The following is a 24219-nucleotide window of genomic DNA, read 5'->3' on the forward strand; positions in this document are numbered from 1 at the left end:
TCCTTTAGTCGCCCAGGCCTGGCGGGTTGATTTCGGACTGCTCAAGACGCTCCACGCCTTCACCCCAGCGGTTCAGCACTTTGTCGTACTCGCCGCCCCTGATCACGCCGTTCAGCGCGGTATGCACCGGGGTGACCAGACCGTTGCCTTTCTTCAGCGTTACCGCGATATGTGCCGCCTTCGGCCAGCCGCCGTCAACGATGCCAACAAGTCTGGTCTGGCCGGTCAGCGCCGCTTTCCACGCGCCCATCACGTTCGGGCCAAAGAAGGCGTCGGCACGGCCGGACTGGATCGCCAGCGTTTGCGCCGCATCATCCTTCACGTAGATCGGCGTAAACGGCTTCAGGCCTTTCTTCTGGTTTTCCGCGTCCCACGCCAGCAGCACCGCCTCCTGATTGGTGCCGGAGCCGACGATGATGCGCAGGCCGGCGATATCTTCGGCTGTCTTCAGCGAGGTAATTTTGCTGGTGGACTTCACGTAGAAGCCCAGCGTGTCCTGGCGGTAGGTGGCGAAGTCAAACTTCTCTTTACGCTCTTTGGTCACGGTGACGTTGGTGATCGCCGCGTCGTATTTACCGGAAGAGACCCCCAGCGGCCAGTCTTCCCATGAGGTCGGTACAATATTCAGCTCAAGGCCCAGGCTGTCGGCCACCAGGCGGGCGATATCCGCCTCGCTGCCGAGCAGGGTTTTGTTGTCATCGGAGAACAGCGCCAGCGGCGGCGAGTTCAGCGCGGCGACCGCGACGGTAAATTTGCCCGGTACCGCGAGGCGCAGGTTTTTCGGCAGCTGCGCCACTGCTTCCGGGTTAACCGGGGCGTGGATCGGCGTGGTATTGGCTTCAACGCTGATGCCGGTGCCGTTAATCTTAACGGTTTCCGCGAAGGCGGCGCTGCTGAGCAGCAGGGTGGCGGAGATCAGCGCGGTGAGTGTGGCTTTTTTAATCATGTGTGATGTCTCTTATTTTATTTTTTATCCCTGCCGCCGCAGCCGGGCTGACGGTCGGGCAGGGGAGTGCAGATGAACCTGCGGCCTGCCGTGGTCAGTTAATTTCCTGCAGCGCCGCTTCGGCCAGCTGGCTGAAGAACTGCGCGGCGGGGTAAATCAGTGAATCGTCCGGGTTAAAGCCGGGATGGTGCAGGCCAAACTCGCTGGCGCTGCCGATGCTGACGAAGGTGCCCGGCGTGTTGTGCAGGTAGAAGGCAAAATCTTCGCCGCCCATCTGCACCTCCGCGTGCTGCACCTCATAACCGGCGCGTGCCGCCACCTGTTTGCTGAACTCCGCCCAGCGTTCGGTGTTGACCACCGCCGGCGGGCCGCCGTGCCAGTTGAGCTGCGCGCGGCCGCCAAAGCCTTCGGCGATGCTGCTAATCAGCTTTTCAATGCGCGCCGGGATCTCAGCGCGGATCGCATCGTTATGGGTGCGCACGGTGCCTTCCAGCACCACCTTCTGCGGCAGCACGTTCCAGGTATTACCGCCCTCAATGCGGGTGACGCTGACCACCACCGACTCCAGCGGGCTGTAGTTACGGCTGACCAGCGTCTGCAGCGCGGTAACGATCTGGCTGGCGATCACAATAGAATCAACGCCTTCCTGCGGGCGTGCGGCGTGCGCCCCTTTGCCCTCAATTTCAATATCAAAGCGATCGACGTTGGCGTAGAACGGCCCGCCGCGGGTGGCAAAGGTGCCCACCGGCAGCTCCGGCGCGTTGTGTGCGCCGAAAATGGCGCTGACGCCCTCCAGCGCACCGGCCCCGATCAGCGTTTTCGCCCCGCCAAAGCGCTCTTCGGCGGGCTGGAACAGCAGGCGCACGCGGCCGGGCAGGCTGCTCTCCCGCGCCTTCAGCAGCAGCGCCGCGCCGAGGATCACCGAGGTGTGAATATCGTGGCCGCAGGCGTGCATCACGCCGGGGTTTTTTGAACGGAATTCAACCGGGGCGACCTCGTCGATCGGCAGCGCATCGATATCGGCGCGCAGCGCGATCAGCGGCTCGCCCTGGCCGATCTCGGCAATGACGCCGGTTTTCAGGCCGAACGGCAGCTGGCGGATATCCGCGCTGCGCAGCCAGTTCTGAATGCGTTCGGTGGTGGCGAACTCTTCGTTGGAGAGTTCAGGATACTGGTGCAGCTCGCGTCGCCAGGCGACCAGCTGTGCTTCTAAAGTCTGGCTCATGCTCTGCTCCTTATGCCGCGACCAGCTGGTGGCTGGCCAGCAGCTCCAGCGATTTCAGGCGGGCGGCACCCTGGCTGACCGGGGTGTCGATAATAAATTCTTCAATGCCGTAGCGCTGGTGCAGCTGTTGCAGATGCCGGTGTACCTGCTCTGCGGTACCGGTAATCGCGGTGGACTCGCGCGGCTCGATCCGGTGTTCGGTGGCCCCGGACTGGCGGATAAAGGCTTCCGCCTGGGCCACGCTGCCAACGTTAACCGTCTGGCCGTTATTGACGTGCACGCGGAAGTGTTTCAGGTCGGTGGCGAGGGCGCTGGCCTGTTCGGCGGTGCTTGCTACGATCGCCTGCACCGCCAGCAGCGCAGGGCGGCCGCCGCTGTGGCTGCGGTATGCGTCCAGCGAACGCGCCAGGTCCTGTTCATTGCCGTTGATGTGCGCGGCGTAGACAAACTCCCAGCCGAGTTCGGCAGCCAGCTGCGCGCTGCCCTCGCTGGCACCCAGCAGGAAACGGCTGGCCGGCAGCGGCGGCAGCGGGGTGGCCTGCAGGCTGTCTGTGGCATCGGCACCGGCCGGTGGGGCGGTCAGCCAGCCGTCCAGCGCTTTCAGCTGGCTGGCGAAGTCGCCTTTCTCGGCGGCATGCACCCCCTGCTGCAGGGCGCGGGTAGAGAGCGGCAGGCCGCCCGGCGCTTTGCCGACGCCGAGGTCGACGCGGCCCGGCGCTAACGAGGCCAGCAGGTTAAAGTTCTCGGCTACCTTGTACGGGCTGTAGTGCTGCAGCATCACCCCGCCGGAGCCGACCCGCAGATTCTGGGTATGCGCCAGGATCCAGGCAATCAGCACCTCCGGCGACGGCCCGGCCAGCGCCGCGGTGTTGTGGTGTTCCGCCAGCCAGATGCGGTGAAAGCCCCACTGCTCGGCCTTTTGCGCCAGCGTTACGGTGCGGGCCAGCGCCTGAGAGGCATCTTCGCCTTCAGCCACCGGGCTTTTATCCAGCAAGCTCAGTCGGTAAGCCATGTCTGTTCCTTGAGTTCGTAGCAATTACCGGCAATTATTGAAGGGGGCGAGGAGGGCTGTAAAACAACAAATCCGGCATAACTCATTCAAACGGCGGGATTAACCGCTAATCCCGAAATCCGGGATTAGGGTTGCGAAAAGCATGGTTGGTCGCGGGGGAATAATAAGGTTTACTGGCGTACCCTGGCCACAGGCATCACAGCCTGTGGCGATTAACGTTTCATTCAGGCCACCCTTGCGGGCCGCCAGGCTTGCCGCTCACTGACTACCGACTACCGACTTCTGGCTACCGACTATCCGTCACACATATCACTGTTGCCGGTAAGGCCCCTCTGCCACCGAATCCCTGATTTGCAGCGTTGAGGTAAACAGATTGTCCTGCGACAGATAACCGCCGTCGAGCATGGCGATCAGCCGATCGATCACTTCGTTCATCATGCCGCTCACCGGATCCTTTACGCTGGACAGGGCCGGTGAAAGCCAGGCGGCGGTCGGGATATCATCGAAGCCGATCACCGAGACCTGTGCCGGTACGGCAATTCCCGCCAGGGTCAGCTGCTTAATCGCCCCAATCGCCATCTCATCGTTGCTGGCCAGCACCGCGCTAAAGCGGACGTCAGCACCGAGCAACGATGCAACCGCCGCTGCCCCGCTGGCCGGCGTCCATTTGCCCTGCACGATCAGCCGTTCATCCGGCGCAATTCCGTGCTGTTTTAACGCCTCTTTGTAGCCTGAAAGACGTTCGATCGCCGTCGGGGAGTCCAGCGAGCCGGTGATAAAGGCGATCTCGCGGTGGCCGCGTTCCAGCAGATGGCGCGTGGCGTTGCGGCTGGCTTCCTGATGATCGCAGCAGATGCAATGGCTCTGATGCACCCGCAGCCGACGGTTCACCACCATAATCGGCTGCTTATGCTGGCCGATAATCTCATCCATCGCGGCAATGGTCAGAAAGCGCGGATAGATGATAATCGCATCACAGCGTAACCCGAGCAGAAACTGGATCGCCTGCTGCTCCTCCCCGGCGTTGTGTTTGCCGTCGACCAGAATCAGCTGGCGGCCGTTGTCCTCCAGCTTTTTTGCCGCCTGTGCCAGCAACTCGCTGAAATAACTGCCGTTATACAGGGTGTTGGTCACCACCATACCGATGCACTGCGATTTACTGCTGGCCAGATTGCGCGCCAGCAGGTTGGGGCGATAGCCCGCCTGTTCAATCGCCTTAAACACCTGATCCCGCGTGGCGTCGCTGACGTAGCCTTTGCCGGTGAGCACCCGCGACACGGTGGCTTTCGAGACGCCGGCTATTTTTGCCACTTCCTGCATGGTCGACATAGGGATTTCCTGACCCGTTAACAATAGCCGCCATTCTACACATTACCCCGCGCCAGAGCAGGCGATTCACCGCCGATCGCCGTCTCACATGTCGATCCCGTTCACAAAAAAAGCAATAACTAAATTTAGTTATTGATATCCAGTCAGGATCTAAACAACATTGTGTGAGACCGGTTACCTATCCTACGAGAATCATCCTCATGTCTAAAAATTATATAACGGTAGCAAGATCGATAGTGGACGCCGTTGGCGGCGCGAATAACGTTGCGGCGGTAACGCACTGCATGACGCGCCTGCGCTTTGTGCTTAACGACGACGCCCGCGTCGACGCCGCCAGCCTGAAGGCGATCGGCGGCGTGCTTGGCGTGGTGAGAAGTGAAAATCAGTGCCAGGTGATTATCGGCAATACCGTTTCACAGGCTTATGCCGAGGTGGTGAAACTGCTGCCCGCCGGGGCAGCGGCGGCACAGCCCGCGCCTGCCAAAGGCAAGCTCACCCTGAGGCGCATCGGGGCCGGCATTCTCGACGCGCTGATTGGCACCATGTCGCCGCTGATCCCGGCGATTATCGGTGGTTCGATGGTCAAGCTGCTGGCGATGATCCTCGCGATGACCGGGGTAGTCGAAAAAGACGCCCCGACGCTGATTATCCTTAACGCTATCGGCGACGGCGCGTTCTTCTTCCTGCCGGTGATGGTGGCCGCCTCTGCCGCGGTCAAATTCAAAACCAATATGTCGCTGGCGATCGCCATTGCCGGGGTGCTGCTGCACCCGGCGTTTATCGATCTGATGGCGAAGGCGGCCCAGGGGCAGCCGGTTGACTTTATGGGGGTGCCGGTCACGGCGGTGAAATACACCTACACGGTGATCCCGGCGTTAATCATGACCTGGCTGCTCTCCTACATTGAACGCTGGGTTGACCGCATCACGCCGGCGGTAACCAAAAACTTCCTTAAACCGATGCTGATCGTGCTGATCGCCGCGCCGATCGCCATCCTGCTGATTGGCCCGCTGGGGATCTGGATCGGCAGCGGCATCTCGGCGCTGGTCTACACCATCCACAGCTATCTGGGCTGGTTATCGGTGGCGATCATGGGCGCGCTGTGGCCGCTGCTGGTGATGACCGGCATGCACCGGGTGTTTACGCCGACCATCATTCAGACCATCGCCGAAACCGGCAAAGAGGGGATGGTGATGCCGTCTGAGATCGGCGCCAACCTGTCGTTAGGCGGCTCCTCACTGGCGGTGGCCTGGCGCACCAAAAACCCGGAGCTGCGCCAGACGGCGCTGGCCGCCGCGGCCTCGGCGATCGTCGCCGGTATTTCAGAACCGGCGCTGTACGGCGTGGCGCTGCGCCTGAAGCGCCCGCTGATCGCCGCGTTAATCAGCGGTTTTGTCTGCGGCGGCGTGGCCGGCGTCGCGGGCCTGGCCAGCCACTCGATGGCCTCGCCGGGCCTGTTTACCAGCGTGCAGTTCTTTGACCCGACCAACCCGATGACCATCGTCTGGGTGTTTGGCGTGATGATCCTCGCGGTGGTGCTGTCATTTATTCTGACGCTGGTGCTGGGCTTTGAAGATATTCCGGTTGAGCCGCAGACGAAAGCCGAGGCGGCAACCGACAAGGCCAGCGCGGCACCCGCGTTAGCTGAACAACCTGTTTTAAAAACGACCAACTGAGAAGAGGTATCTATGCCAGCATCTGTTTTCCCCGCGGACTTTTTATGGGGTGGTGCGCTCGCCGCGAACCAGGCCGAAGGCGCGTATCTGGCCGGCGGCAAAGGGCTGACCACGGTGGATATGATCCCTCACGGTAAAGACCGGCTGGCGGTTAAGCTCGGCCAGCAAAAACGCTTTGCGCTGCGCGAGGATGAGTTCTATCCCAGCCATGAAGGCATAGATTTTTACCATCGCTACAAAGAGGATATTGCGCTGATGGCGGAGATGGGGTTCAGCGTGTTTCGCACCTCGATCGCCTGGAGCCGCCTGTTCCCCAACGGCGATGAGACCGTGCCGAACGCGGAAGGCATCGCCTTCTACCGGGATCTGTTCAGCGAGTGCAAAAAGCACGGCATCGAGCCGCTGGTGACGCTGTGCCACTTTGACGTGCCGATGCACCTGGTGCGCGAATACGGTTCGTGGCGCAACCGCAGGATGGTGGCGTTCTTTACCCACTACGCCCGCACCTGCTTTGAAGCCTTTGACGGCCTGGTGAAGTACTGGCTGACCTTTAATGAGATCAACATCCTGCTGCACAGCCCCTTCTCCGGCGCCGGGCTGGTGTTTGAGCCGCAGGACAACCCGGAGCAGGTGAAATACCAGGCGGCGCACCATGAGCTGCTGGCCAGCGCGTTAGCCACCCGAATTGCCCACGAGGTCAACCCGCAGAATCAGGTGGGCTGCATGCTGGCCGGTGGCAACTTCTACCCCTGGTCGTGCAAGCCGGAAGACGTGTGGGCCGCGCTGGAGAAAGACCGCGAAAACCTGTTCTTTATCGATGTGCAGGCGCGCGGCGCTTACCCCTCGTACACCCGCCGCCTGTTCCGCGATAAAGGCATCAGCGTGGTGATGGAGCCGGGCGACGATGAGATCCTGAAAAACAGCGTCGATTTTGTCTCCTTCAGCTACTACGCCTCGCGCTGCGCCTCGGCGGAGATGAACGAGCACAACAGCAGCGCCGCCAACATCGTCAAATCGCTGAAGAACCCGCATATCCAGGCCAGCGAATGGGGCTGGGGCATCGATCCGTTGGGGCTGCGCATCACCATGAATATGATGTATGACCGCTACCAGAAGCCGCTGTTCCTGGTGGAAAACGGCCTCGGCGCGAAGGATGAGGTTAACGCGCAGGGCGGGATCGACGACGACTACCGCATCAGCTACCTGCGCGAGCATATCAAGGCGATGGCGGACGCCATCGACGACGGTATCCCGGTGATCGGCTACACCTCGTGGGGCTGCATCGATCTGGTGTCCGCATCCACCGGGGAGATGAGCAAGCGCTACGGCTTTGTCTGGGTCGATCGCGATGACCAGGGGCAGGGCACCTTCGCCCGCACCCGCAAAAAATCGTTTTACTGGTATCAGAAGGTGATCGCCAGTAACGGCGCGGATCTGAGTTAACGACTGAACGGGTTGCCGTACAGGCAACCGGACCTGCAGGGGGCGCTTTCGCGCCCCTTTTTCATCCCCGGAAATCATCGCGGCCGTTGCGCGCTGTCTATTTCCGCAACGCGGGATTAGGCTTGCGAAAAGGATGGTTGGTGGCGGGGCGGTTTTGCGGTTTACTGGCGACAGTTAAGGCGTTTGCAACCTGTAACCGCCTGCAAAAGCGAGGAATCCCCGATGAAAGGTTTATGGCTGCATTTTACCCGCTATTTCCAGGTACCGGCCGGCATGATGACGCTCGACAGCTGCCGGGTGGTGGAAGCGATGATGCCGATGGTCGAGCTGTACGGCGTGGAGCTGCACGACCTGCCCGCCTTACGGGAGCATCAGACGCGTGACTAATACGGCCTGTCGTTGTGCCACCCGATGACGGTACTCATTACCTCATCGGGCTGCCACACCAGCCGCGCCTGAAATTCCCGCCCCTGATAAAACGTCTCTGACCAGTTTCGCGTCAGCCGCAGCCGCATTTGTCGGCAATCCGCACTGACCGCCACCACATCCGCATCGCTGAATTCCATAAACTGCCCTAAATGCGGCCAGAGCGCTTTATAAAGGCTCTCTTTGACCGAGAACACCGCCGTTAGTGCCTGATGAAACGGGCGATCCAGCGCCATCAGCCGCTGCTGCTCGGCCGGATTAACGATCATCTCCGCCATCTCCCGCGCCGTGGCCCCGGCCATCACCTGCTCACAGTCGATACCGACCAGCCGATCCTTATCGCGGGTTAACAGCGCGCACACCCGGTTACGGCTGTGCGACAGCGACCCGCCAAGGCCGGCCGGCCAGACCGGCGCCCGCGCCGCACTGTTGGTCAGGATAAAGCCGTCGATGCCGAAGGTCGCCAGCGCCTGCTGCACGCTGAAACGGCTGGCCAGATACTCCGCCCGCCGTTTGCGCAGCGCCTGGCGCAGCTGTTCCGGCGCGGGAATGGCTAAACGCTGAAACAGCGATTCATCGAAATGTTCAGGATAAAAACGGGCGTCGAGCAGCATCACGCCGGAGGCATAATCCAGCGGCTGCAGCCGGGCGGACGGCAGAAAAGGGGGGCAGACGGAAAGACTGACAGCGTGCATAGCCACTTACCGGTTCAGATTGAGACGCTATTTAAACAGGTAAGCAGCCAGTTTTCAAAATCCCGGGGCTTAGTGGTTCGGTGGGATGCTCATCCCTTTAATCGACACCACGAAATGATCACGGCCCATGGAGATTTTCGCACCACGATCGCACCAGCGGCTGGCGAGGCGGAAGAAGTCGTCGCTGCCGATATCGTAAGCAAGTTCGACTTTGTTGATCCCGGAGTGGAGCAGCTCTTCCGCATCTTTCAGGTTTGTTGCCTTGACGGTTGTCATGATTATTCAATTCCGTTAAACGTTTGACTCTTCAAGTGTAGTACCAGCATATGATGCTTTTGTGACAGAAATATTGCAGAACCTGACATTGTGATTCAGCGCACGCGTTTTTATTCCCGCTTTGTCGGCGGGTGTGGCAGGCACCGGGCTGCCGCCAGCAGGGACTTTAAGGGGGTGATGGGTTTAGTCTGAGCTGAACCGACGGCCCGGAAGGGGCACGTAGCGCAGATTTTGCCGTGCAAGCCCCGCGCCACCACGCTGAGCAGGGGTCAGGGCGCTGGCGTAAAATTAAGGTTAAAAAAAATACAGACTATTCATTCGCGCTAATAAAAAAGTCATTAGCCGTGACGGGCGCGTGGGGCGGGTAAACCGCCTTTCCCCAGCGGTCGCTCGCCGCCTGCAGCCGAAACTCCGTCGGCGTACAGCCCATCAGCGTACGGAACTTCAGCGTAAAATAGGCGCTGTCGGTAAAGCCGGTGGCCTCGGCGATATCGGCGATTTTACGTTCACCGGCCAGCAGCAGCCCCACCGCCGACTTCAGCTTGCTCACCAGCAGGTACTCTTTAAACGTCATGCCAAAGTGGGCTTTAAAACGGCGGGAAAAGTAGGACTTTGACACGCCGCAGCGCTGCGCGGCCTCCAGCGTACCCAGTTCAAAGCGGTTTTCCCGCTCCATCTGCTGCAGCACCTGCAGCAGGTCGTGCATAAAGCCGGGCCGTTCACTCTGCCAGCCGTCGTGGCGCTGGGGGGTAAGCAGAAAGATCTCCTCCAGCAGCAGCGACAGCGCTTTGCGAAACAGCACCTGCTGCGCCGGGAACTGCTGATAGCCGTCACACCAGGCGAACAGCGTTTCCAGCCGCCCGGCCAGCGGCTCCGGCACCACCATCAACAGCGGGATACTCTGCTTTTGCGGGTAGCCGGTGACCGCCAGCCCGGTCAGCAGATCGTCCTCCAGCTGCAGCAGATAGCGGTAGTGCAGGGCGGCGGCGTCGAGCTGCAGCTCGTGGGGGATCAGCGGCGGGATGTAAACCAGCGTATTGTCTTTTAACGGATAACAGTCGCCGTTGATGGTGAAGTTGCCGCCCGCCTGGCGGAACCACATTATTTCCGGCATAAAATGAAAGTGCGAGGGGATAACTTCGCCGGCGTAGTCAGGCAGCACGTATTTCTGCAGATAAAACAAACGGTGGTCAGACAGAATTATATTTTCGTAAATGGGATTGTCATCACGCATCAGGTTCACCTTTCTTATATCCCGCGCGCCATTTTATACAGACTCCCCCAGGGGAAAGCAATAATCTTATTGCCGGCGCTGTTGCGTCCAGAAAAACAATCAAAATAATATTCTCCAGGTACCGAGGCTTAAAATGACGGAAACGACACTGACGCGTGCAGATAAGTTTGGTTATGGTTTAGGGGATACCGCCTGTAATCTGGTCTGGCAAACCATTATGCTGTTTATGGCTTATTTTTATACCGACGTTTACGGGTTATCACCGGCGCATATGGGCACCATGTTCCTGGCGGTGCGGGTGATTGATGCGGTATTCGATATCGGTATGGGCGCGCTGGCCGACCGCACCCGAACCGCGAAGGGGCAGTTCCGCCCGTGGATCCTGTGGTTCGCCGTACCCTTTGGCCTGGTCTGTATGATGACCTTCTACACGCCGGACCTCTCCTACGGCGGTAAGCTGGCCTACGCTTACGTCTCTTACGCCCTGCTTTCGCTGCTCTACAGCACCATCAACGTGCCTTATTGCGCGATGATCAACAACCTCAGCCAGACCTCGGCCGGGCGCGTTTCGCTGCAGTCGTGGCGCTTTGCGATGAGCGCCTGCGGCGGGCTGATCGTATCGCTGGCCGCGCTGCCGCTGGTGGCCTGGCTGGGCCACGGCAATCTGCAGCAGGGCTACTTCCACGCTATGGTGCTGATCGGCGCGCTGGGCACGGTGCTGCTGCTGGTCTGCTACCGGCTGACCCACGAGAAATATATCAGCCCGCCTGAAACCAGCCGCGTCAGCGTCTGGCAGGATATTGCGGTACTGACTAAAAGCCGCGAGTGGCTGTCGCTGTTTATTCTTAACGTGGTGAACCTGGTGGCGGTGATATTTAAAGCCGGCGTGGTGATCTATTTCTGTAATTATGTGTTGAGCCGCCCGGATCTGGTGACCACCTTTTTAACCGTAAGTATTGTGGCGGCCTTTTTTGGCGCTCTGTGCTCCGGTATTTTCTTTAAAAATTACGACAAGGTTAAAGGTTTTAAAATTTGTATGCTGCTGGAAGCGGTGCTGCTGGCGGTCCTCTACTTTATTCCCGCTGACTCGATTGCGGTGATCCTGGCGCTGATCGTGGCGATTAACTTTATTCAGCTGCTGGCCACCCCGCTGCAGTGGGCGCTGCTCTCCGACGTGGTCGACGTGCTGGAGCGGCAGACCGGCCGCAAGCTGAGCGGAATCGTCTTCTCCACTAACCTGTTCGCTATCAAGCTGGGCATCGCGCTGGGCGGCGCGCTGATCGGCTGGCTGCTGGCCTGGAGCGGCTACACCGGCGGTGCAACGCAGCAGGGCGCCGACGCGGTGCATACCATCCGGCTGATTTTCACCCTTTACCCGGCGCTGCTGGTGGTGGCGCTGGTGCTGATTATCGGCCGCTACCGCAGCGATAACGGCGTGCGCACCGGCCTGGCAAAAGTCAGTTAACGTTAACGAATCAGAGTGAGGCATCAATGATTATCACTAATCCGATTTTAAAAGGCTTTAACCCGGACCCGGCGATCTGCCGCCGTGGCGATGACTACTATATTGCCGTTTCCTCGTTCGAGTGGTTCCCGGGCATTCCGATCTGGCACTCTACCGACCTGGGCAACTGGACGCTGAAAACCCATGTCATTACCACCCCCGCTCAGGCCGACCTGACGAAACTGCGCTCTGCCAAAGGCATCTGGGCACCCTGCCTCACCTGGTGTGAGGCGGACGGGCTGTTTTACGTGCTGTACGGCGTGATGAATTCGATGAACGGGCGCTACTTTGACGTCGATAACTACCTGATCACCGCAGAGAATATTGAAGGGCCGTGGAGCAAGCCGGTCTACCTGCACTCGGCGGGCTATGACGCCTCGATCCTGCACGACGACGACGGACGTAAATGGGTGGTGGCGGTCGACTGGGAAAACCGCGACGGCTACAGCGGCGCGATCAGCGTGGTGGAGTATGACGCGGCCAGCGGCAAAACGGTCGGTTTCCCGCAGCGCATCTGGTCCGGCGACGGCGAGATCGGCGCGGAGGGGGCGCACCTGACCAAACGCAACGGCTGGTACTACATCATGACCGCCGAAGGCGGCACCGGCTACGGCCACTGCGTCACCATGGGGCGTTCCCGCCACGTGCTCGGGCCGTATGAGAAAGATCCGCAGAACCCGATCCTCACCTCGGCCAGCGCCGACCGGCTGCACACGCCGCTGGTGATCGACAAAACCTCGGCGGCGGCCTTTGATAAAGACTACCTGCGCGCCGGCTGCTTTAACCCGGATGCCGGCCTGCAGAAGGCCGGGCACGCCAGCTACGTTGAGTGCGACGATGGCCGGGTGTATATGGTGCACCTGTGCAGCCGCCCGCTGCGCCCGGAGCTGTGCTGCCCGCTGGGGCGGGAAACGGCGATTCAGGAGGCATACTGGACCGAGGACGGCTGGCTGCGGCTGGCGGGCGGGGGCAATATCGCCCGCGACTGGATTGATATTCCCGGTGTGGCAGGCCCACAGCCTGCGGAGATCGTCGATCGGGCGATCCGCTTTGACGACGGCCCGCTGGATATCCACCTCTACGCCCCGCGCATCGCGGCGGAGACCTTCGCCAATACCGCAGTCAAACCGGGCTGGGTAACGCTGCGCGGCCAGGAGTCGCTCTGTTCCGAAAACCGGGTCAGCCTGCTGGCGCGCAAGCTGACCGCGCTGGACGCCACCGTCACCACCCGCATGGATTTCTCACCCGCCGTTTTCCAGCACAGCGCCGGGCTGATCCTCTACTACGACAATATGAACTGGCTGCTGCTGCAGAAAACCTTTGACGAGCGCACGCGTTCGGCCGAACTGTCGGTTGTCCATCTGGATAACGGGTTGAAAAGGGAGGATCGCCACCTCTGCACCCACCCAGCCGATGGTGAACTCTACCTGCGGCTGGAAATCGACGGCCGACAAATGGGCTTCAGCTGGTCCACCGACGATGTGCACTATCAGCCGGTCGGCCAGCGTTACGACGCGGCGCTGTTCTCCGACGAATACAGTCAGTACGGCGAGTTCACCGGCTCGTTTGTCGGCATCGCCTGCGTCGATGCGGTTTATCATCGTCAGCCCGCCAGCTTTGAGTTTATCCGCTACCGGGCGAACGAGGCAAAGCGTATCGAATAAGGGTGCAGCGGGCTGAATGGAAACAGGTAGCGGCGACAGATCAGGCCAGTTCCGGCTGAATAATAATCCGCGCCACTGCTTCCCGGTCTGTGGCTGGCAGCGGCAACAGATCAGGCCAGCTCCAGCTGTGTAATAATCCGCGCCACTGCTTCCCGGTCTGTGGCTGGCAGCGGCAACAGATCAGGCCAGCTCCAGCTTTGTAATAATCCGCGCCACTTCTTCCCTATCCTTTGCTGCCAGCGGCAGCAGCGGGCGCGGCAGGCAGTCGGCATCGGTCAGGCCCAGCGCGCTGGCCGCCGCGGCGATCACCCGGATGCTGCCGCCGTGCTGGCGGAACAGCGCCCACAGCGGCTCCAGCCGTGCGCCCAGTTCAGCCACCTGCGCACTGTCGCCGCGCGCGGCGGCGTCGGTCAGCGCTTTTGCGGCGTGCGGGAACAGGCCGCCCATCACCGAGTACCAGACCTCACAGCCCGCCTTCAGCCCGGCAGCGGCAAAGGCATCACCGCTTACCCCAATCGTTACCCGGCCCGGCAGCCGATCGCGCAGCGACTTTACCCGTGCGGCGGCGTCGTCTGCCGCTGGCGGCACGCCGGGGATCTTCACCGACGCAATGCCGGGCAGGGCGGCAATCCGGCCGTGCAGGTCATCGGAGAATGTAAAGTGAGTGGTTCCTGGGTTGTCATAAACACAGACCGGCACCGAGACATAGCGCGTCACCGTCTCAAACAGGCCAAATACCTCATCATCAGTCAGTTTCTGATAGCTCATCGCCGGTAACAGCAGGGCATCTGCCCCGGCCCGCTGCGCGTCGTCGACCAGATGTAGTACCTGTTCGGTGCTAATCGCCCCGATGCTGACCATTAACGGCGTCTCCCCGGCATGTTGCCTGGCGACCTGGGCAATACGGCTGCGCTGTTCGCGGCTCAGATAGGCGTAGCTGCCGGTCGACCCCAGCACCCCCAGCGAATCTACGCGGGCGGCGGTCAGGCGGTTAAGCAGGCGGATAAATGCCGCTTCATCAATGCCATCGGCATTAAACGGCGTAAGGGGGAAAGCGCTAAGACCGGTAAACATGGCGACTCCTGTTTTATTTTATGTGACAAAGTCAGCTGGCGGTTGCAGGCTGAGCATGTTAAGCAAGGACATCATTATGCGCCACACTGGCTAATCGATGCTGGTCGCTAACGATAACTACATTTCTCTGCTCTCAGCCCGGATTTACTACAGTAGTATCCCGGAGCTCACGACACACTTCAAACATGCAGGAAGGAGATATTCACTTTTTTTTCATCCACGAATCAGAGTAGGTAATGTTGCCTTTTTTATAGTACCACTCGATACTTTTGAACCTGATTCCTACAACCTCATGCATATTAGGAGAGGAACTACCAGGATAGTAGACATGTGTGAAATCAACGGAGGAAATGACGATGTTCTCTAATCTGACTTCATATATCATTGACTCTATCCCAGACTCAATTGTTTCATAATACTGAATAACTGCTTTTTGTAATCTCCTTGATTCACAAACGGCGACCGCAAGGTAAGGACTTATTTTATCGAGTTGCTTGTGGATTGTAATGGGGTCATGCTGACGTGTGCCGGTCAAGTTACCGCTATGGCTATCTACACTCTGCCTGACACCATAACTGCTATTCATTATTTCGATAGCACCTTCCCTCCCTTGTACCATACAATCACCTTTTATCTGTGTTCCACTCTCATCATACAGAAACAAATATGCGGGCAATGACATCATAAACCTCCTGTGTTGGTTAATTGTCCGTTGTTATCAATGAAAAAATCATGAGTGTATTTCTTGTCATTGAGTCCATAATTTATCACATAGCTGTAGCCATACTTCCATTTTATTGTTATGCAGTTTTCCGGATAAGATAAATTCAGCTTTTTATCTCCTGATGATTTGATTGTTTTAATATCACCCGTTTCAGTGGATGTTATTGTGTAGTAGTTCAACACATCATGTTTATTCAGACTGAAACATAAATTTTCGCCATTAATAAATACGGATCTGGGGTGAGGGGCTCTGGGTCCACCCGGGCAGCCGGTTAACATTAATGAAAGTGTTATAATAATGATATTTTTCATCCGGGGAAGCCTTTCAGAACTGATTTATATCTTTTAATTAGTGAAGAAGTAGACTCTTCACGATTATAATCCAGATACTCATGCAGGTAATTGTTATCGCTGAAACCATAGTTGAGAAGTAGTCAGTAATCACTAACAATGCTGGCCTGCTGTTCTAAACCATAGTGAAAAAGATCTGCTTTTTCTAAATGGTAACTATAATCAGCAAAACGAGAGAATAACCCTCTGGTTCTGACGAACATTCCCTTCTGTGATTGCCAGACATGCATCATTTCATGCATGAATCGGTGTTTTTTTACTAATTGTTGTTCTAACGAGAAATCGGGAGAATAAGTTCCTTCCCTGTACCACATTTCACCGTTAGGGCTCATGGCGATATCAACAGGCATTAAATTGAAGGGCAGATAGCTTTCTCTGTGCACCCACACCTTGCTGTAACGAATGCTGTCACCGTACAGCGTTCTCGCCAGAGCGATTTCACCTATCGTAAGCTGCCTGACTCCGCCGGGCATAATAGGGGTGCCTGATGTCGGTTTAATGCGTTCATTGACTGGCATTCAATAACCCCTCGGTCCGTGATGGTATCGAGCGGTTATCCTACTCCTGAACAGAATCCGTCTGGAAAGAAAATTGTCTGTGAAAGCTCTTTAAGTCAAATGAGAAGCGCTGATGGAATGAGATATGATGAAAAAATCGGGCTCAGGTAGCACGCTCATTCTGGCCACCTTTGCCCGCTTATACTCGCTACCGACCCGGTTCATAAACGGTCATGGTAAATTCAAGACGGCTATCTCCGTGGTTGGTATAGCGGTGTGGCGCGTCGGTGCGGGCGACGGCTGAATTCCCCGCAGCGATCTCGTAGCGCTGCTCGTCGACCCACAGCGTCAGGCTACCCTGTTCAACGTACAGCAGTTCACAGGTCGACTGCGGATGGCCGGGGGAAGCGAAGCTTTCGCCCGGCTGCATCACCCAGCGCCACAGCTCGACCATCTCCGGGCCGCTGGTGCCGGCCAGCAGCCGGGCGCTGCCGCCGTGCTCGCCCTGCCACAGCACCGGGATCTCCTCAGCGGCGATCACGTGCACCGGCGGCGCGCTGGCGACGTTAACAAAGTCCGCCACCGACACGCCCATCGCGGCGGCGATGCGGCACAGCAGGGCGATACTGGGATTGGCCCTGCAGCCCTCGATCTCCACCAGCATGCCTTTACTCACCCCGGCACGCCGCGACAGCTCATCCAGCGACATCTTTTTCTGGCTACGGTAGAGACGAATGCGGGCAGCCATCGCGGCGCTGACCGCGCCGGCGTCAGCGCCGCCTGTCGCGGTGTTGTTGAGCGCGCCAGTAGCAGCGCCACCTGTGGCGGTCTGGTTGATCGCGTCAGGATGTGTGCCGTCAGTAGCGGTGTTGTTGAGCGCGGCAGCACCAGCGCCGCCTGTAGCGGTATTGATGACCGCGCCAGTAGCAGCGCCACCTGCAAGGTTGACATCGGCTGGAAGGCCGTTCGCGTTGGTCGTATTAGCGGTCGTTAAATTGACTTTTTTGGTCATTGGTCATTATCATGGTCGAAAACGGTCATTACAGGATTATCCGATGTTTAACGTCACACCGTCAATCAGTAAAGAAATTAGCCGTATCGCACCGGGCTTCCGTGCCCTGAGTATCAGCGTCAAGGCGGCAGCCGTGCAGGATGTCACCGTGGGTGAAAAGGCGTTGCAGGCCGCCTGTGAAGCGGTGCTGGCTGGTCAGCCGGACTGGGCAGAAGCGCACCTTGCCGCCTGGGGCGAGGCCTTTCGCCAGTTTGGCGCTAAACCGAAGCGTACCCCCTGCTCGGCAGAGGCGCTGCGCAAACGGGTGCTGCGCGACGGCAGCATGGCGGCGCTGGATCCGGTGGTCGATCTCTATAACGCGGTCAGCCTGCGCTACGCCATCCCGGTCGGCGGCGAGAACTTTGCCGCTTATCAGGGAATGCCGCGGCTGATCGTCGCCAGCGGCAGCGAAACCTTCGATACCTTCAAAGAGGGGCAGCCCGCGCTGGAGTCCCCGGAAGCGGGGGAGGTGGTGTGGTGCGACGACGCGGGCGTCACCTGCCGCCGCTGGAACTGGCGGCAGGGGATCCGTACCCGCCTGTGCGCCGAAGATGCGCAGATGTGGTTTATTCTGGAAAGCCTGCCGGCGATGCCGCTGGAAGAGTTACACGCGGCCGGAAAAATGCTCACCGATGGACTAACGGAGATGATGCCGGGAGCAGAGTTCAGCAGCACGCTGATAAACGGTTAAGCAGCACGTGGTTTCAAGGGATTTTGAATGAGAGGCGAGCCCATCAGTTCATCTTCAGCACAGGCTGTCTGCTCTCTGGATGTGGGTGGCCTGACGCGACAAAATGTTGCTTTATGCACTTAAATGTCGTAATCTCTCGTAACCGTATGTGAGCAAAGTTGCGGATGGTTGCATCGCTTAGCCTGGTTTACTGAATCTCCTGCAATGTTCATATCTGATTCGTTCCAGGCCAAGCCGCTTCCCCCCAGGTTACCTCATTATACTTTTCGAACGCACTTGCTGTTCATGTTGTTAGTAAGAGCTACTGGAGTAAAAATTATGGCCATCAGCGTCCGTCTTGATGAAGACTTCGTGAGCGATGTAAAAGTTCATGCCGAGGCCGCGAGCCGAAGCATCCCTAAACAGATTGAATACTGGGCAAAAATAGGGCGCATTGCTGAAGATAACCCTGACCTGCCGTTTAGCTTTATCTGGGAGATTTTGCTCGCTCAAAGTGAGGTCGAAAACAATAAGGTAAAGAAATATGTGCGCAGAACAAAGAAAGTCACAGATTGATGTGTACGAAACCAATCGCTTCACGAAAAGCCTGGAGCGATTTGATCAGGATTCGTTGATGCTGATTGAAGATGAAATAGAAAAAATCATCGAAAACCCGGCGGTAGGAGAGCAAAAGAAAGGCGACCTCTCCTACCTGCGGGTACACAAATTTTCAGTAAACAGCCAGCAGATGTTGTTGGGCTATAGCTGGGTGGAAAGCAAGATAGAACTCTATTTGCTAAGTTTAGGTTCTCACGAAAACTTTTACGATGTTCTGAAGAGAAGCCGTAAAGCAGACCTTAAACTTATCAAATCAAGTTGATGGCTGGCAATCTTACAGCCTTTTAGATGTATCCCCTTCAGGCCGTATCCGGGACGACCCGGATAGCTTGCGGCCGTACCCGAGGACGACCTTGTCTGACAGAGGGAACCCAAATGGCCTGGATTATGCTTGTGGCGGAGGAATTGCTGGAAGTGGTATGGGCATTCGCCATGAAGTTGTTTAACGTTTTTACCCGCCGTTGTACGCCACCATTACGCTAGTGGCAATGGAACTGAAGTATTGAGATGTCAGGTGATGAGAGCGTTATGGCATCCCAAACAACTTCGTTACCGGCGTCGTGCCAGCTGGTGATCAACACTTACACTCTCGCTTATTCAGGGTGAAATCTATATTTATATTGTACTTTTAGCCAAAAGCACTGATGTGTGACCTGTTATTATAATAGTTTTCAGATAATGTGACGCTGATTAAATTTTGAGATTAATTATTGATTAGGTGGTGTTTAATTATCCTTGTTATCTTAGAGTGCTGATTAGGAATATAATTCTATTTTTTAATTGGTTTTTTTAGGAGATTACATTGGAAGCCGGTCATGGTAAAAATTCTCAACACACCTGATAAGGTATACAAAACGTTCAGCCTGTCCCGCCTGATAGTTATTGCCTTATCAGTACTGATAGCCGGTGTCGTTTTGAACGGGGTACAGGTTCTGTCAGGGTGGTATGCCGCTCCCGCTGAGTTGTCAAAGTTCGTGGTGACCGTTGCCACTATGCTGGGGATTACCCGGTGTCTTGACTGGCTTCTCAGTCTGCTAATGAAGTTATTGCGGAGTGACTTCTGAAAATGACCCTGACCAATTTTTAGGGGCTGTATAATTGTCTGGTTGACTCACTTCAGTGGTTCAGCCAGTTTACCGCCATCTCCGGCGACACGGCAGGCTGACAGGAAACCAGACGCCGGGTAGTGGAGGGGGGTGTATTTTTATCATTGATAATCCTCATCGCTGACGACATACGCATCGCCGTTTGTGAACTCAAACGTAATTTGTAGATTGAAGCGAGCGATACAGGTGACGATCATCCTCCTGCACTCAATCCCGAAACCCAGCCCTGCCCGCAGCAGTCACCAATGACATAAAATGCATGACACAGGTAGTCAGGGGAGAAGACTATAACAAAATTCGCAGTAACTTATCTCCGAAATAGACCTGAAGTTGATGTAATCACAATGAGTGATTATCATTTTAGTTATCCATTAAAATTATTTCATTATATGTATAAAGTGAAGCCTATCAGGACATCGCTGAGCAGCTCTCTTTGTTCATTTTTCGGATTTATTCAGTTGGCCGACTCTCTGTTTTTCTCAATCTGCATACCTCGAATGTAAGATAATTCCTATATAAATCAGATCGCATTCTATCAATTTGCATATTGATTATGTTGTTCTGCTCACTATATAGTCACCAGTGTACACGTAAAAAAAGTGTGCTTAATACTTGCTTCTAACACCATTTTTAAAGGAATAAACATGAATATTTCTTCTTATAGTGAGATTAGAGAAGCACATGTAAATGTTTGATCTGACCTCAATGGGGGCATATAAGTAAGAAAATGGGAAGCCTGCCGTCGATCCGCGCGCTCGGGTTTACAGCGAAGGGCGGTAGCGTGTCTGTCACTGACTTCCGGCAGCAAAACATAAGGACATCATCATGAGCAGTAACCCGGTCTCTTTTTTTAGCCACAGCCACCACCTGCTGGCGGTGCGCGGCTGCGACGCGCAGCCCGACGTGCTGGCGTTTAGCGGCGAAGAGCACCTGAGCGAGCCGTTCCGCTGGCGCATTGAGTTCACCAGCGCCGACCCCGCCATCACCCGCGAGRCGATGCTGATGAAACCCGCCTCGCTGACCTTACAGGCTCCGCCGGACCAGGGCCGGGGCATAAAGGTGCAGCAGCCGGTGCGCATGGTGCAGGGCGTRATCACCGGTTTCGAACGTTTCGGCACCTCCGCCGACCAGACCCACTACGCCGTTACCCTGCAGCCGCGCCTCACCCTGCTGTCGCGCAGCCGCCAGAACGCCATTTACCACGCTTCGCCCAGTCGTTCAATGTTACGCCTGCGCTGAAAATCCGNATCACCGGTTTCGAACGTTTCGGCACCTCCGCCGACCAGACCCACTACGCCGTTACCCTGCAGCCGCGCCTCACCCTGCTGTCGCGCAGCCGCCAGAACGCCATTTACCAGCAGATGTCGGTGCCGCAGATCGTGGAGAAAATCCTGCGCGAGCGCCACGGGATGCGCGGCCAGGACTTTGTCTTCACCCTCAACAACGCCTACCCGCCGCGCGAGCAGGTGATGCAGTACGGCGAGGATGACCTGACGTTTATCACCCGCCTGCTGGGGGAGGTCGGCATCTGGTTCCGCTTCACCCCCGACGCCCGCCTGCATATTGACGTGGTGGAGTTTTACGACGGTAAGCAGGGCCACGTTAAAGGGCTGACGCTGCCCGCCGTACCGCCCTCCGGCATGCACGATGCCGCCACGGATTGCGCGTGGGGCTTCGCCAGCCGCTTTGCGGTGGTGGAGAAAAGCGTCAGCGGGCGCGACTATAACTACCGCAACGCCCTGGAGGATATGAACGTGCAGGCGGACGTCACCGGCGGCGACGACACCACCTACGGCGAGTCTTACCACTGGGCCGACAACTGGCTGACGCCGGGCGACGGCTACAGCTCCCATCCGGAACCCGAGAGCGGCGCGTTCCACGCCCGCCTGCGCCACGAGCGCTACCTGAACGGCCAGGCGCGGGTCTCCGCACTCACCACCTGCCCTCAACTGACCTGCGGCTGCGAGCTGACGGTCAGCGGCGGTGAGGAGGTCAGCGGGGTGTTCCGCAGCGGCGTGCTGGTCACCGCCATCACCTGTACCGCACGGCGCGACCGCAGCTTTGAAACCGCCTTTGAGGGCATCCCGCTCGGCAACCGCTACGGCTTCCGCCCTGAACCGCCCCCGCATCCGGTGATGGCGGGCACGTTACCGGCGCGCGTTACCAGCACCACGGTGAACGACACCTACGGCCACATTGACCGCGACGGGCGCTACCGCGTCAATATGCTGTTTGACCGCGCGGGCTGGGAAACCGGCTTTGAGAGCCTGTGGGTGCGCCAGGCGCGGCCCTACGCGGGCGACACCTACGGCCTGCACCTGCCGYTGCTGGCRGGCACCGAGGTGGCGATAGCCTTTGAGCACGGCAACCCGGACCGGCCGTATATTGCCGGGGTGCTGCACGACTCGGCGCACGGCGACCACGTCACCATCCGCAACTACAGGCGCAACGTGCTGCGCACGCCGAAGAACAACAAACTGCGCCTCGACGACACGGCGGGCCAGGAGCATATCAAGCTCAGCACCGAGTACGGCGGCAAAAGCCAGCTGAACCTCGGGCATATGGTGGACAGCGAAAAGCAGAAGCGCGGTGAAGGYTTTGAGCTGCGCAGCGACAGCTGGGGCACGCTGCGGGCGGAGAAAGGACTGTTTATCACCGCCGAYGGCCAGCCGAASGCGCAGGGTGAGCAGCGGGAGATGCAGGCGGCGATTAGCCTGCTGAAGGGCGCGCAGGCRCAGATGCAGGGGATATCCGATGATGCGCAGGCCGCCAGCGGCAGTCCGGCCAGCCTGCAGGCGCAGATAGCGCTGCTGGAGCAGCGTCTGAATGAACTGAAGCAGTCGGTTATCCTGATGAGCGCCCCGGATGGCATGGCGCTGGTGAGCGGGAACAGTCTGCAGCTGACGGCGGACGAAAACCTGACGGCTACCGCCGGAAAGCACGCGGACATCAGYGTGGTGAAAAACCTGTTTATCGGGGTGGGCCAGGCGCTGAGCGTGTTCGTCAGGAAGATGGGGATCAGGCTTACCGCCAACCAGGGCCCGGTACAGATACAGGCGCAGAACGACCTGCTGGCGCTGCTGGCGCGCAAAGAGATCGGCATTATCAGTACGGAAGATGAAATAAAAATCATCGCGAAAAAGAGAATCACGCTGAACGGCGGCGGAAGCTACATCACTATTGACGCCAACGCCATCGAGTCCGCCACGCTCGGGGATCACCGCGTCCGGGCGGGGCACTATGAGCGGCAGCAGAGGCACAGTGTAAATGAGCCGCTGCACGAACTGCCTGAGAAAGCGAAAGATCCCTCTCTGAAATTCTCCGTTTCATAACAAAGGAGTGTACCCATGTTAATCAGCCCACCATTTTTGCGCACAAAAAGTGATTCAGAAACGGATGAAGCGTGGATTGAGCGCATGATGCCGGTCGATCCCCGGCGCGGCTATCCGCTGAACGCGCACCGCTCCTGGCATGGCGGTATCCATCTCCGGCATGCGGATTCGGGAAGCCGGCCTGAGATGYTGCGCGCGATTGCCGACGGCCGGATCGTCTCATTCCGCCATTCTGATATCGCAAAACGCCAGCATCCGCCSCTGAATTACAACGGCAAAACCGACAACGGCTACGTGCTGATCAGGCACGTGGCCGAAACCGGCAGCCAGCCGGAGGATAAAATCACCTGGTACTCTCTGTATATGCATATCAAGGATCTTGCTCCGTCGGTKGCCGYCGGCCAGCGGGTGAAACGCAAATCCCCGCTGGGCACGGTGGGCATGGTGGATGACAGGAGTGGCGTGCACTTCCAGATATTCTGCGACGACGGGAACATTGCCCGGATAACCGGGCGCACAACTCCGGAGCTGGATCTGAGCAAAAATGGCCGCACCACCGCCTGTTACGGCGATATGCACTTTTACATTCCGGCCGGAACGCCGGTTTACGGCGCGGTGCCGGGGCAAAGCAGCGATGAACCGTTGAGGACGACAGCGGCTGATTTGTTCGTCTCAATGACCCTGGGCGGCGGCCACTGCATCATGAAAACCCGCAGGCAGAACGTTATCGACCCGCTTCAGTACGACGAGGTGGGCGACGCGCTGACCGACGCAGACGGGGCGGAATATGAATACGGCCTGTACAAAAATGCGCTCAAGCTTTATCCCGGCAGCCCGAGCGCCGGTTATGAGCTGCTGCGCTTTGGCCGGGTGATCAACACCCGGTATGAAACGCTGTCTCCGGCGGATGCGCCGCTTTGGCGAACCATCAATACGCCGGAGGGAAAAGGCATCGTCAACCTGGCGGCGGAAAGCATAAAGAAATACAGCGATGCGGATTTTCCGCACTGGACGGGCTGGAGACTGGTGGATGACGACGAGGACAGCAACAGCCAGTGCAACTCGCCGACGATACTGGGTTCCGGCCGTATGGATCTGAGCCGCACGATCTGCCATTTCCCGCTGGAGTGGGAYACCGACACGGTGGAGAGCCGCTACGGCTGGCTGAAGCAGCCCAACGCCGTGCTGGAAGAGCCGATGAGCCGGCAGGACTGGGGCTCACTGGTGGCGCTGGCGAAAGCACTGGCGCTGGAGAACTGCGCAGAGATACCAACGGGCCGGGTCTGGCATTTTGACCCGAGGCGGTTTATCGCACATTTCAGGAAATGTGGATGGCTGGAGTGTGAGGTGATTGAGAGAATAATGAC

Annotated in this window: 20 protein-coding genes and 3 pseudogenes; 11 read left to right on the top strand and 12 right to left on the bottom strand. The window is 58.0% G+C overall.

Going from position 1 to position 24219, the window contains the following annotated elements:
* Positions 1 to 4: 4 nt before the first annotated feature.
* The 4 genes and pseudogenes from ASF13_RS18305 to ASF13_RS18320 all read right to left on the bottom strand — a co-directional run.
* Positions 5 to 940: pseudogene (locus ASF13_RS18305) on the bottom strand (ABC transporter substrate-binding protein); the annotation flags it as partial.
* Positions 941 to 1040: 100 nt separating this feature from the next.
* Positions 1041 to 2171: a M20 peptidase aminoacylase family protein gene (locus ASF13_RS18310; protein ID WP_056239643.1), complete on the bottom strand. Its 1131-nt coding sequence runs from the start codon at positions 2169 to 2171 to the stop codon at positions 1041 to 1043.
* Positions 2172 to 2181: 10 nt separating this feature from the next.
* Positions 2182 to 3183 (bottom strand): LLM class flavin-dependent oxidoreductase, encoded by a 1002-nt coding sequence (locus ASF13_RS18315; RefSeq protein WP_056239647.1) that lies wholly within the window; start codon positions 3181 to 3183, stop codon positions 2182 to 2184.
* A gap of 309 nt (positions 3184 to 3492) precedes the next feature.
* Positions 3493 to 4512: a LacI family DNA-binding transcriptional regulator gene (locus ASF13_RS18320; RefSeq protein ID WP_056239650.1), complete on the bottom strand. Its 1020-nt coding sequence runs from the start codon at positions 4510 to 4512 to the stop codon at positions 3493 to 3495.
* Positions 4513 to 4712: 200 nt separating this feature from the next.
* On the opposite strand from ASF13_RS18320, the gene ascF reads away from it, so the two are divergent.
* The 3 genes from ascF to ASF13_RS24805 all read left to right on the top strand — a co-directional run bounded on the left by ascF (position 4713) and on the right by ASF13_RS24805 (position 8018).
* Positions 4713 to 6188 (top strand): PTS cellobiose/arbutin/salicin transporter subunit IIBC, encoded by a 1476-nt coding sequence (gene ascF / locus ASF13_RS18325; protein WP_056239653.1) that lies wholly within the window; start codon positions 4713 to 4715, stop codon positions 6186 to 6188.
* 12 nt (positions 6189 to 6200) lie between these two features.
* Positions 6201 to 7631: a 6-phospho-beta-glucosidase gene (locus ASF13_RS18330; RefSeq protein WP_056239656.1), complete on the top strand. Its 1431-nt coding sequence runs from the start codon at positions 6201 to 6203 to the stop codon at positions 7629 to 7631.
* Between the two features lie 222 nt (positions 7632 to 7853).
* Entirely contained in the window at positions 7854 to 8018 is a 165-nt protein-coding gene (locus ASF13_RS24805) for a hypothetical protein (protein ID WP_200929794.1), read from the top strand.
* On the opposite strand, the gene ASF13_RS18335 is transcribed toward ASF13_RS24805, so the two are convergent.
* The 3 genes from ASF13_RS18335 to ASF13_RS18345 all read right to left on the bottom strand — a co-directional run bounded on the left by ASF13_RS18335 (position 8015) and on the right by ASF13_RS18345 (position 10262).
* Complete coding sequence (locus ASF13_RS18335; protein ID WP_056239659.1) at positions 8015 to 8752, bottom strand: 4'-phosphopantetheinyl transferase; 738 nt, start codon at positions 8750 to 8752, stop codon at positions 8015 to 8017. The two genes, ASF13_RS24805 and ASF13_RS18335, sit on opposite strands and share 4 nt — an antisense overlap.
* 69 nt (positions 8753 to 8821) lie before the next feature.
* Positions 8822 to 9028 (bottom strand): hypothetical protein, encoded by a 207-nt coding sequence (locus ASF13_RS18340; protein WP_056239662.1) that lies wholly within the window; start codon positions 9026 to 9028, stop codon positions 8822 to 8824.
* Between the two features lie 310 nt (positions 9029 to 9338).
* A complete protein-coding gene (locus tag ASF13_RS18345) occupies positions 9339 to 10262 on the bottom strand; it encodes a helix-turn-helix transcriptional regulator (protein WP_056239665.1) in 924 nt (307 codons plus the stop codon).
* Between the two features lie 133 nt (positions 10263 to 10395).
* Here ASF13_RS18345 and ASF13_RS18350 point away from each other — a divergent pair, with 133 nt between their 5' ends.
* Both ASF13_RS18350 and ASF13_RS18355 read left to right on the top strand, forming a co-directional pair.
* The gene (locus ASF13_RS18350) at positions 10396 to 11727 is read left to right on the top strand and encodes a glycoside-pentoside-hexuronide (GPH):cation symporter (protein WP_056239668.1); all 1332 of its coding nucleotides are present in this window, start codon (positions 10396 to 10398) and stop codon (positions 11725 to 11727) included.
* A gap of 26 nt (positions 11728 to 11753) precedes the next feature.
* A complete protein-coding gene (locus ASF13_RS18355) occupies positions 11754 to 13430 on the top strand; it encodes a glycoside hydrolase family 43 protein (RefSeq protein ID WP_235515041.1) in 1677 nt (558 codons plus the stop codon).
* 180 nt (positions 13431 to 13610) lie between these two features.
* Here the strand turns inward: ASF13_RS18355 and ASF13_RS18360 are convergent, their stop codons facing one another.
* From ASF13_RS18360 to ASF13_RS18375, 5 genes are all read right to left on the bottom strand, one after another.
* Entirely contained in the window at positions 13611 to 14504 is an 894-nt protein-coding gene (locus ASF13_RS18360; RefSeq protein WP_056239671.1) for a dihydrodipicolinate synthase family protein, read from the bottom strand.
* 202 nt (positions 14505 to 14706) lie between these two features.
* Positions 14707 to 15186 carry a type VI secretion system tube protein TssD gene (locus tag ASF13_RS18365; RefSeq protein WP_056239765.1) on the bottom strand — a complete coding sequence of 160 codons (480 nt, stop codon included), beginning with the start codon at positions 15184 to 15186 and terminating at the stop codon, positions 14707 to 14709.
* Positions 15186 to 15539 (bottom strand): putative T6SS immunity periplasmic lipoprotein, encoded by a 354-nt coding sequence (locus ASF13_RS23760; protein WP_072166430.1) that lies wholly within the window; start codon positions 15537 to 15539, stop codon positions 15186 to 15188. The genes ASF13_RS18365 and ASF13_RS23760 overlap by 1 nt, the downstream gene beginning before the upstream one ends.
* A 122-nt stretch (positions 15540 to 15661) precedes the next feature.
* The gene (locus tag ASF13_RS18370; protein WP_235515043.1) at positions 15662 to 16096 is read right to left on the bottom strand and encodes a type IV secretion protein Rhs; all 435 of its coding nucleotides are present in this window, start codon (positions 16094 to 16096) and stop codon (positions 15662 to 15664) included.
* A gap of 187 nt (positions 16097 to 16283) precedes the next feature.
* Positions 16284 to 16823 (bottom strand): helix-turn-helix domain-containing protein, encoded by a 540-nt coding sequence (locus tag ASF13_RS18375; RefSeq protein WP_082502385.1) that lies wholly within the window; start codon positions 16821 to 16823, stop codon positions 16284 to 16286.
* Positions 16824 to 17130: 307 nt separating this feature from the next.
* Here ASF13_RS18375 and ASF13_RS18380 point away from each other — a divergent pair, with 307 nt between their 5' ends.
* The 6 genes and pseudogenes from ASF13_RS18380 to ASF13_RS18410 form a co-directional block, all read left to right on the top strand.
* Positions 17131 to 17817, top strand: coding sequence for a B3/4 domain-containing protein (locus ASF13_RS18380; RefSeq protein WP_056239674.1), 687 nt, complete (start codon positions 17131 to 17133; stop codon positions 17815 to 17817).
* A gap of 318 nt (positions 17818 to 18135) precedes the next feature.
* Complete coding sequence (locus ASF13_RS18385) at positions 18136 to 18372, top strand: ParD-like family protein (protein WP_056239676.1); 237 nt, start codon at positions 18136 to 18138, stop codon at positions 18370 to 18372.
* On the top strand, positions 18341 to 18676 hold the full coding sequence (locus tag ASF13_RS18390; RefSeq protein WP_056239678.1) for a type II toxin-antitoxin system RelE/ParE family toxin: 336 nt from the start codon (positions 18341 to 18343) through the stop codon (positions 18674 to 18676). The genes ASF13_RS18385 and ASF13_RS18390 overlap by 32 nt, the downstream gene beginning before the upstream one ends.
* 1669 nt (positions 18677 to 20345) lie before the next feature.
* Positions 20346 to 20647 (top strand): annotated as a pseudogene (locus ASF13_RS18400) (contractile injection system protein, VgrG/Pvc8 family); the annotation flags it as partial.
* A gap of 120 nt (positions 20648 to 20767) precedes the next feature.
* Positions 20768 to 22852 (top strand): annotated as a pseudogene (locus ASF13_RS18405) (type VI secretion system Vgr family protein); the annotation flags it as partial.
* Positions 22853 to 22867: 15 nt separating this feature from the next.
* Positions 22868 to 24219: M23 family metallopeptidase (locus ASF13_RS18410; RefSeq protein WP_235515045.1), on the top strand; the 1352-nt coding region annotated here is incomplete at its 3' end.

Origin of the sequence: Erwinia sp. Leaf53 (assembly GCF_001422605.1) — a bacterium.
Taxonomy (GTDB): Bacteria; Pseudomonadota; Gammaproteobacteria; order Enterobacterales; family Enterobacteriaceae; genus Erwinia.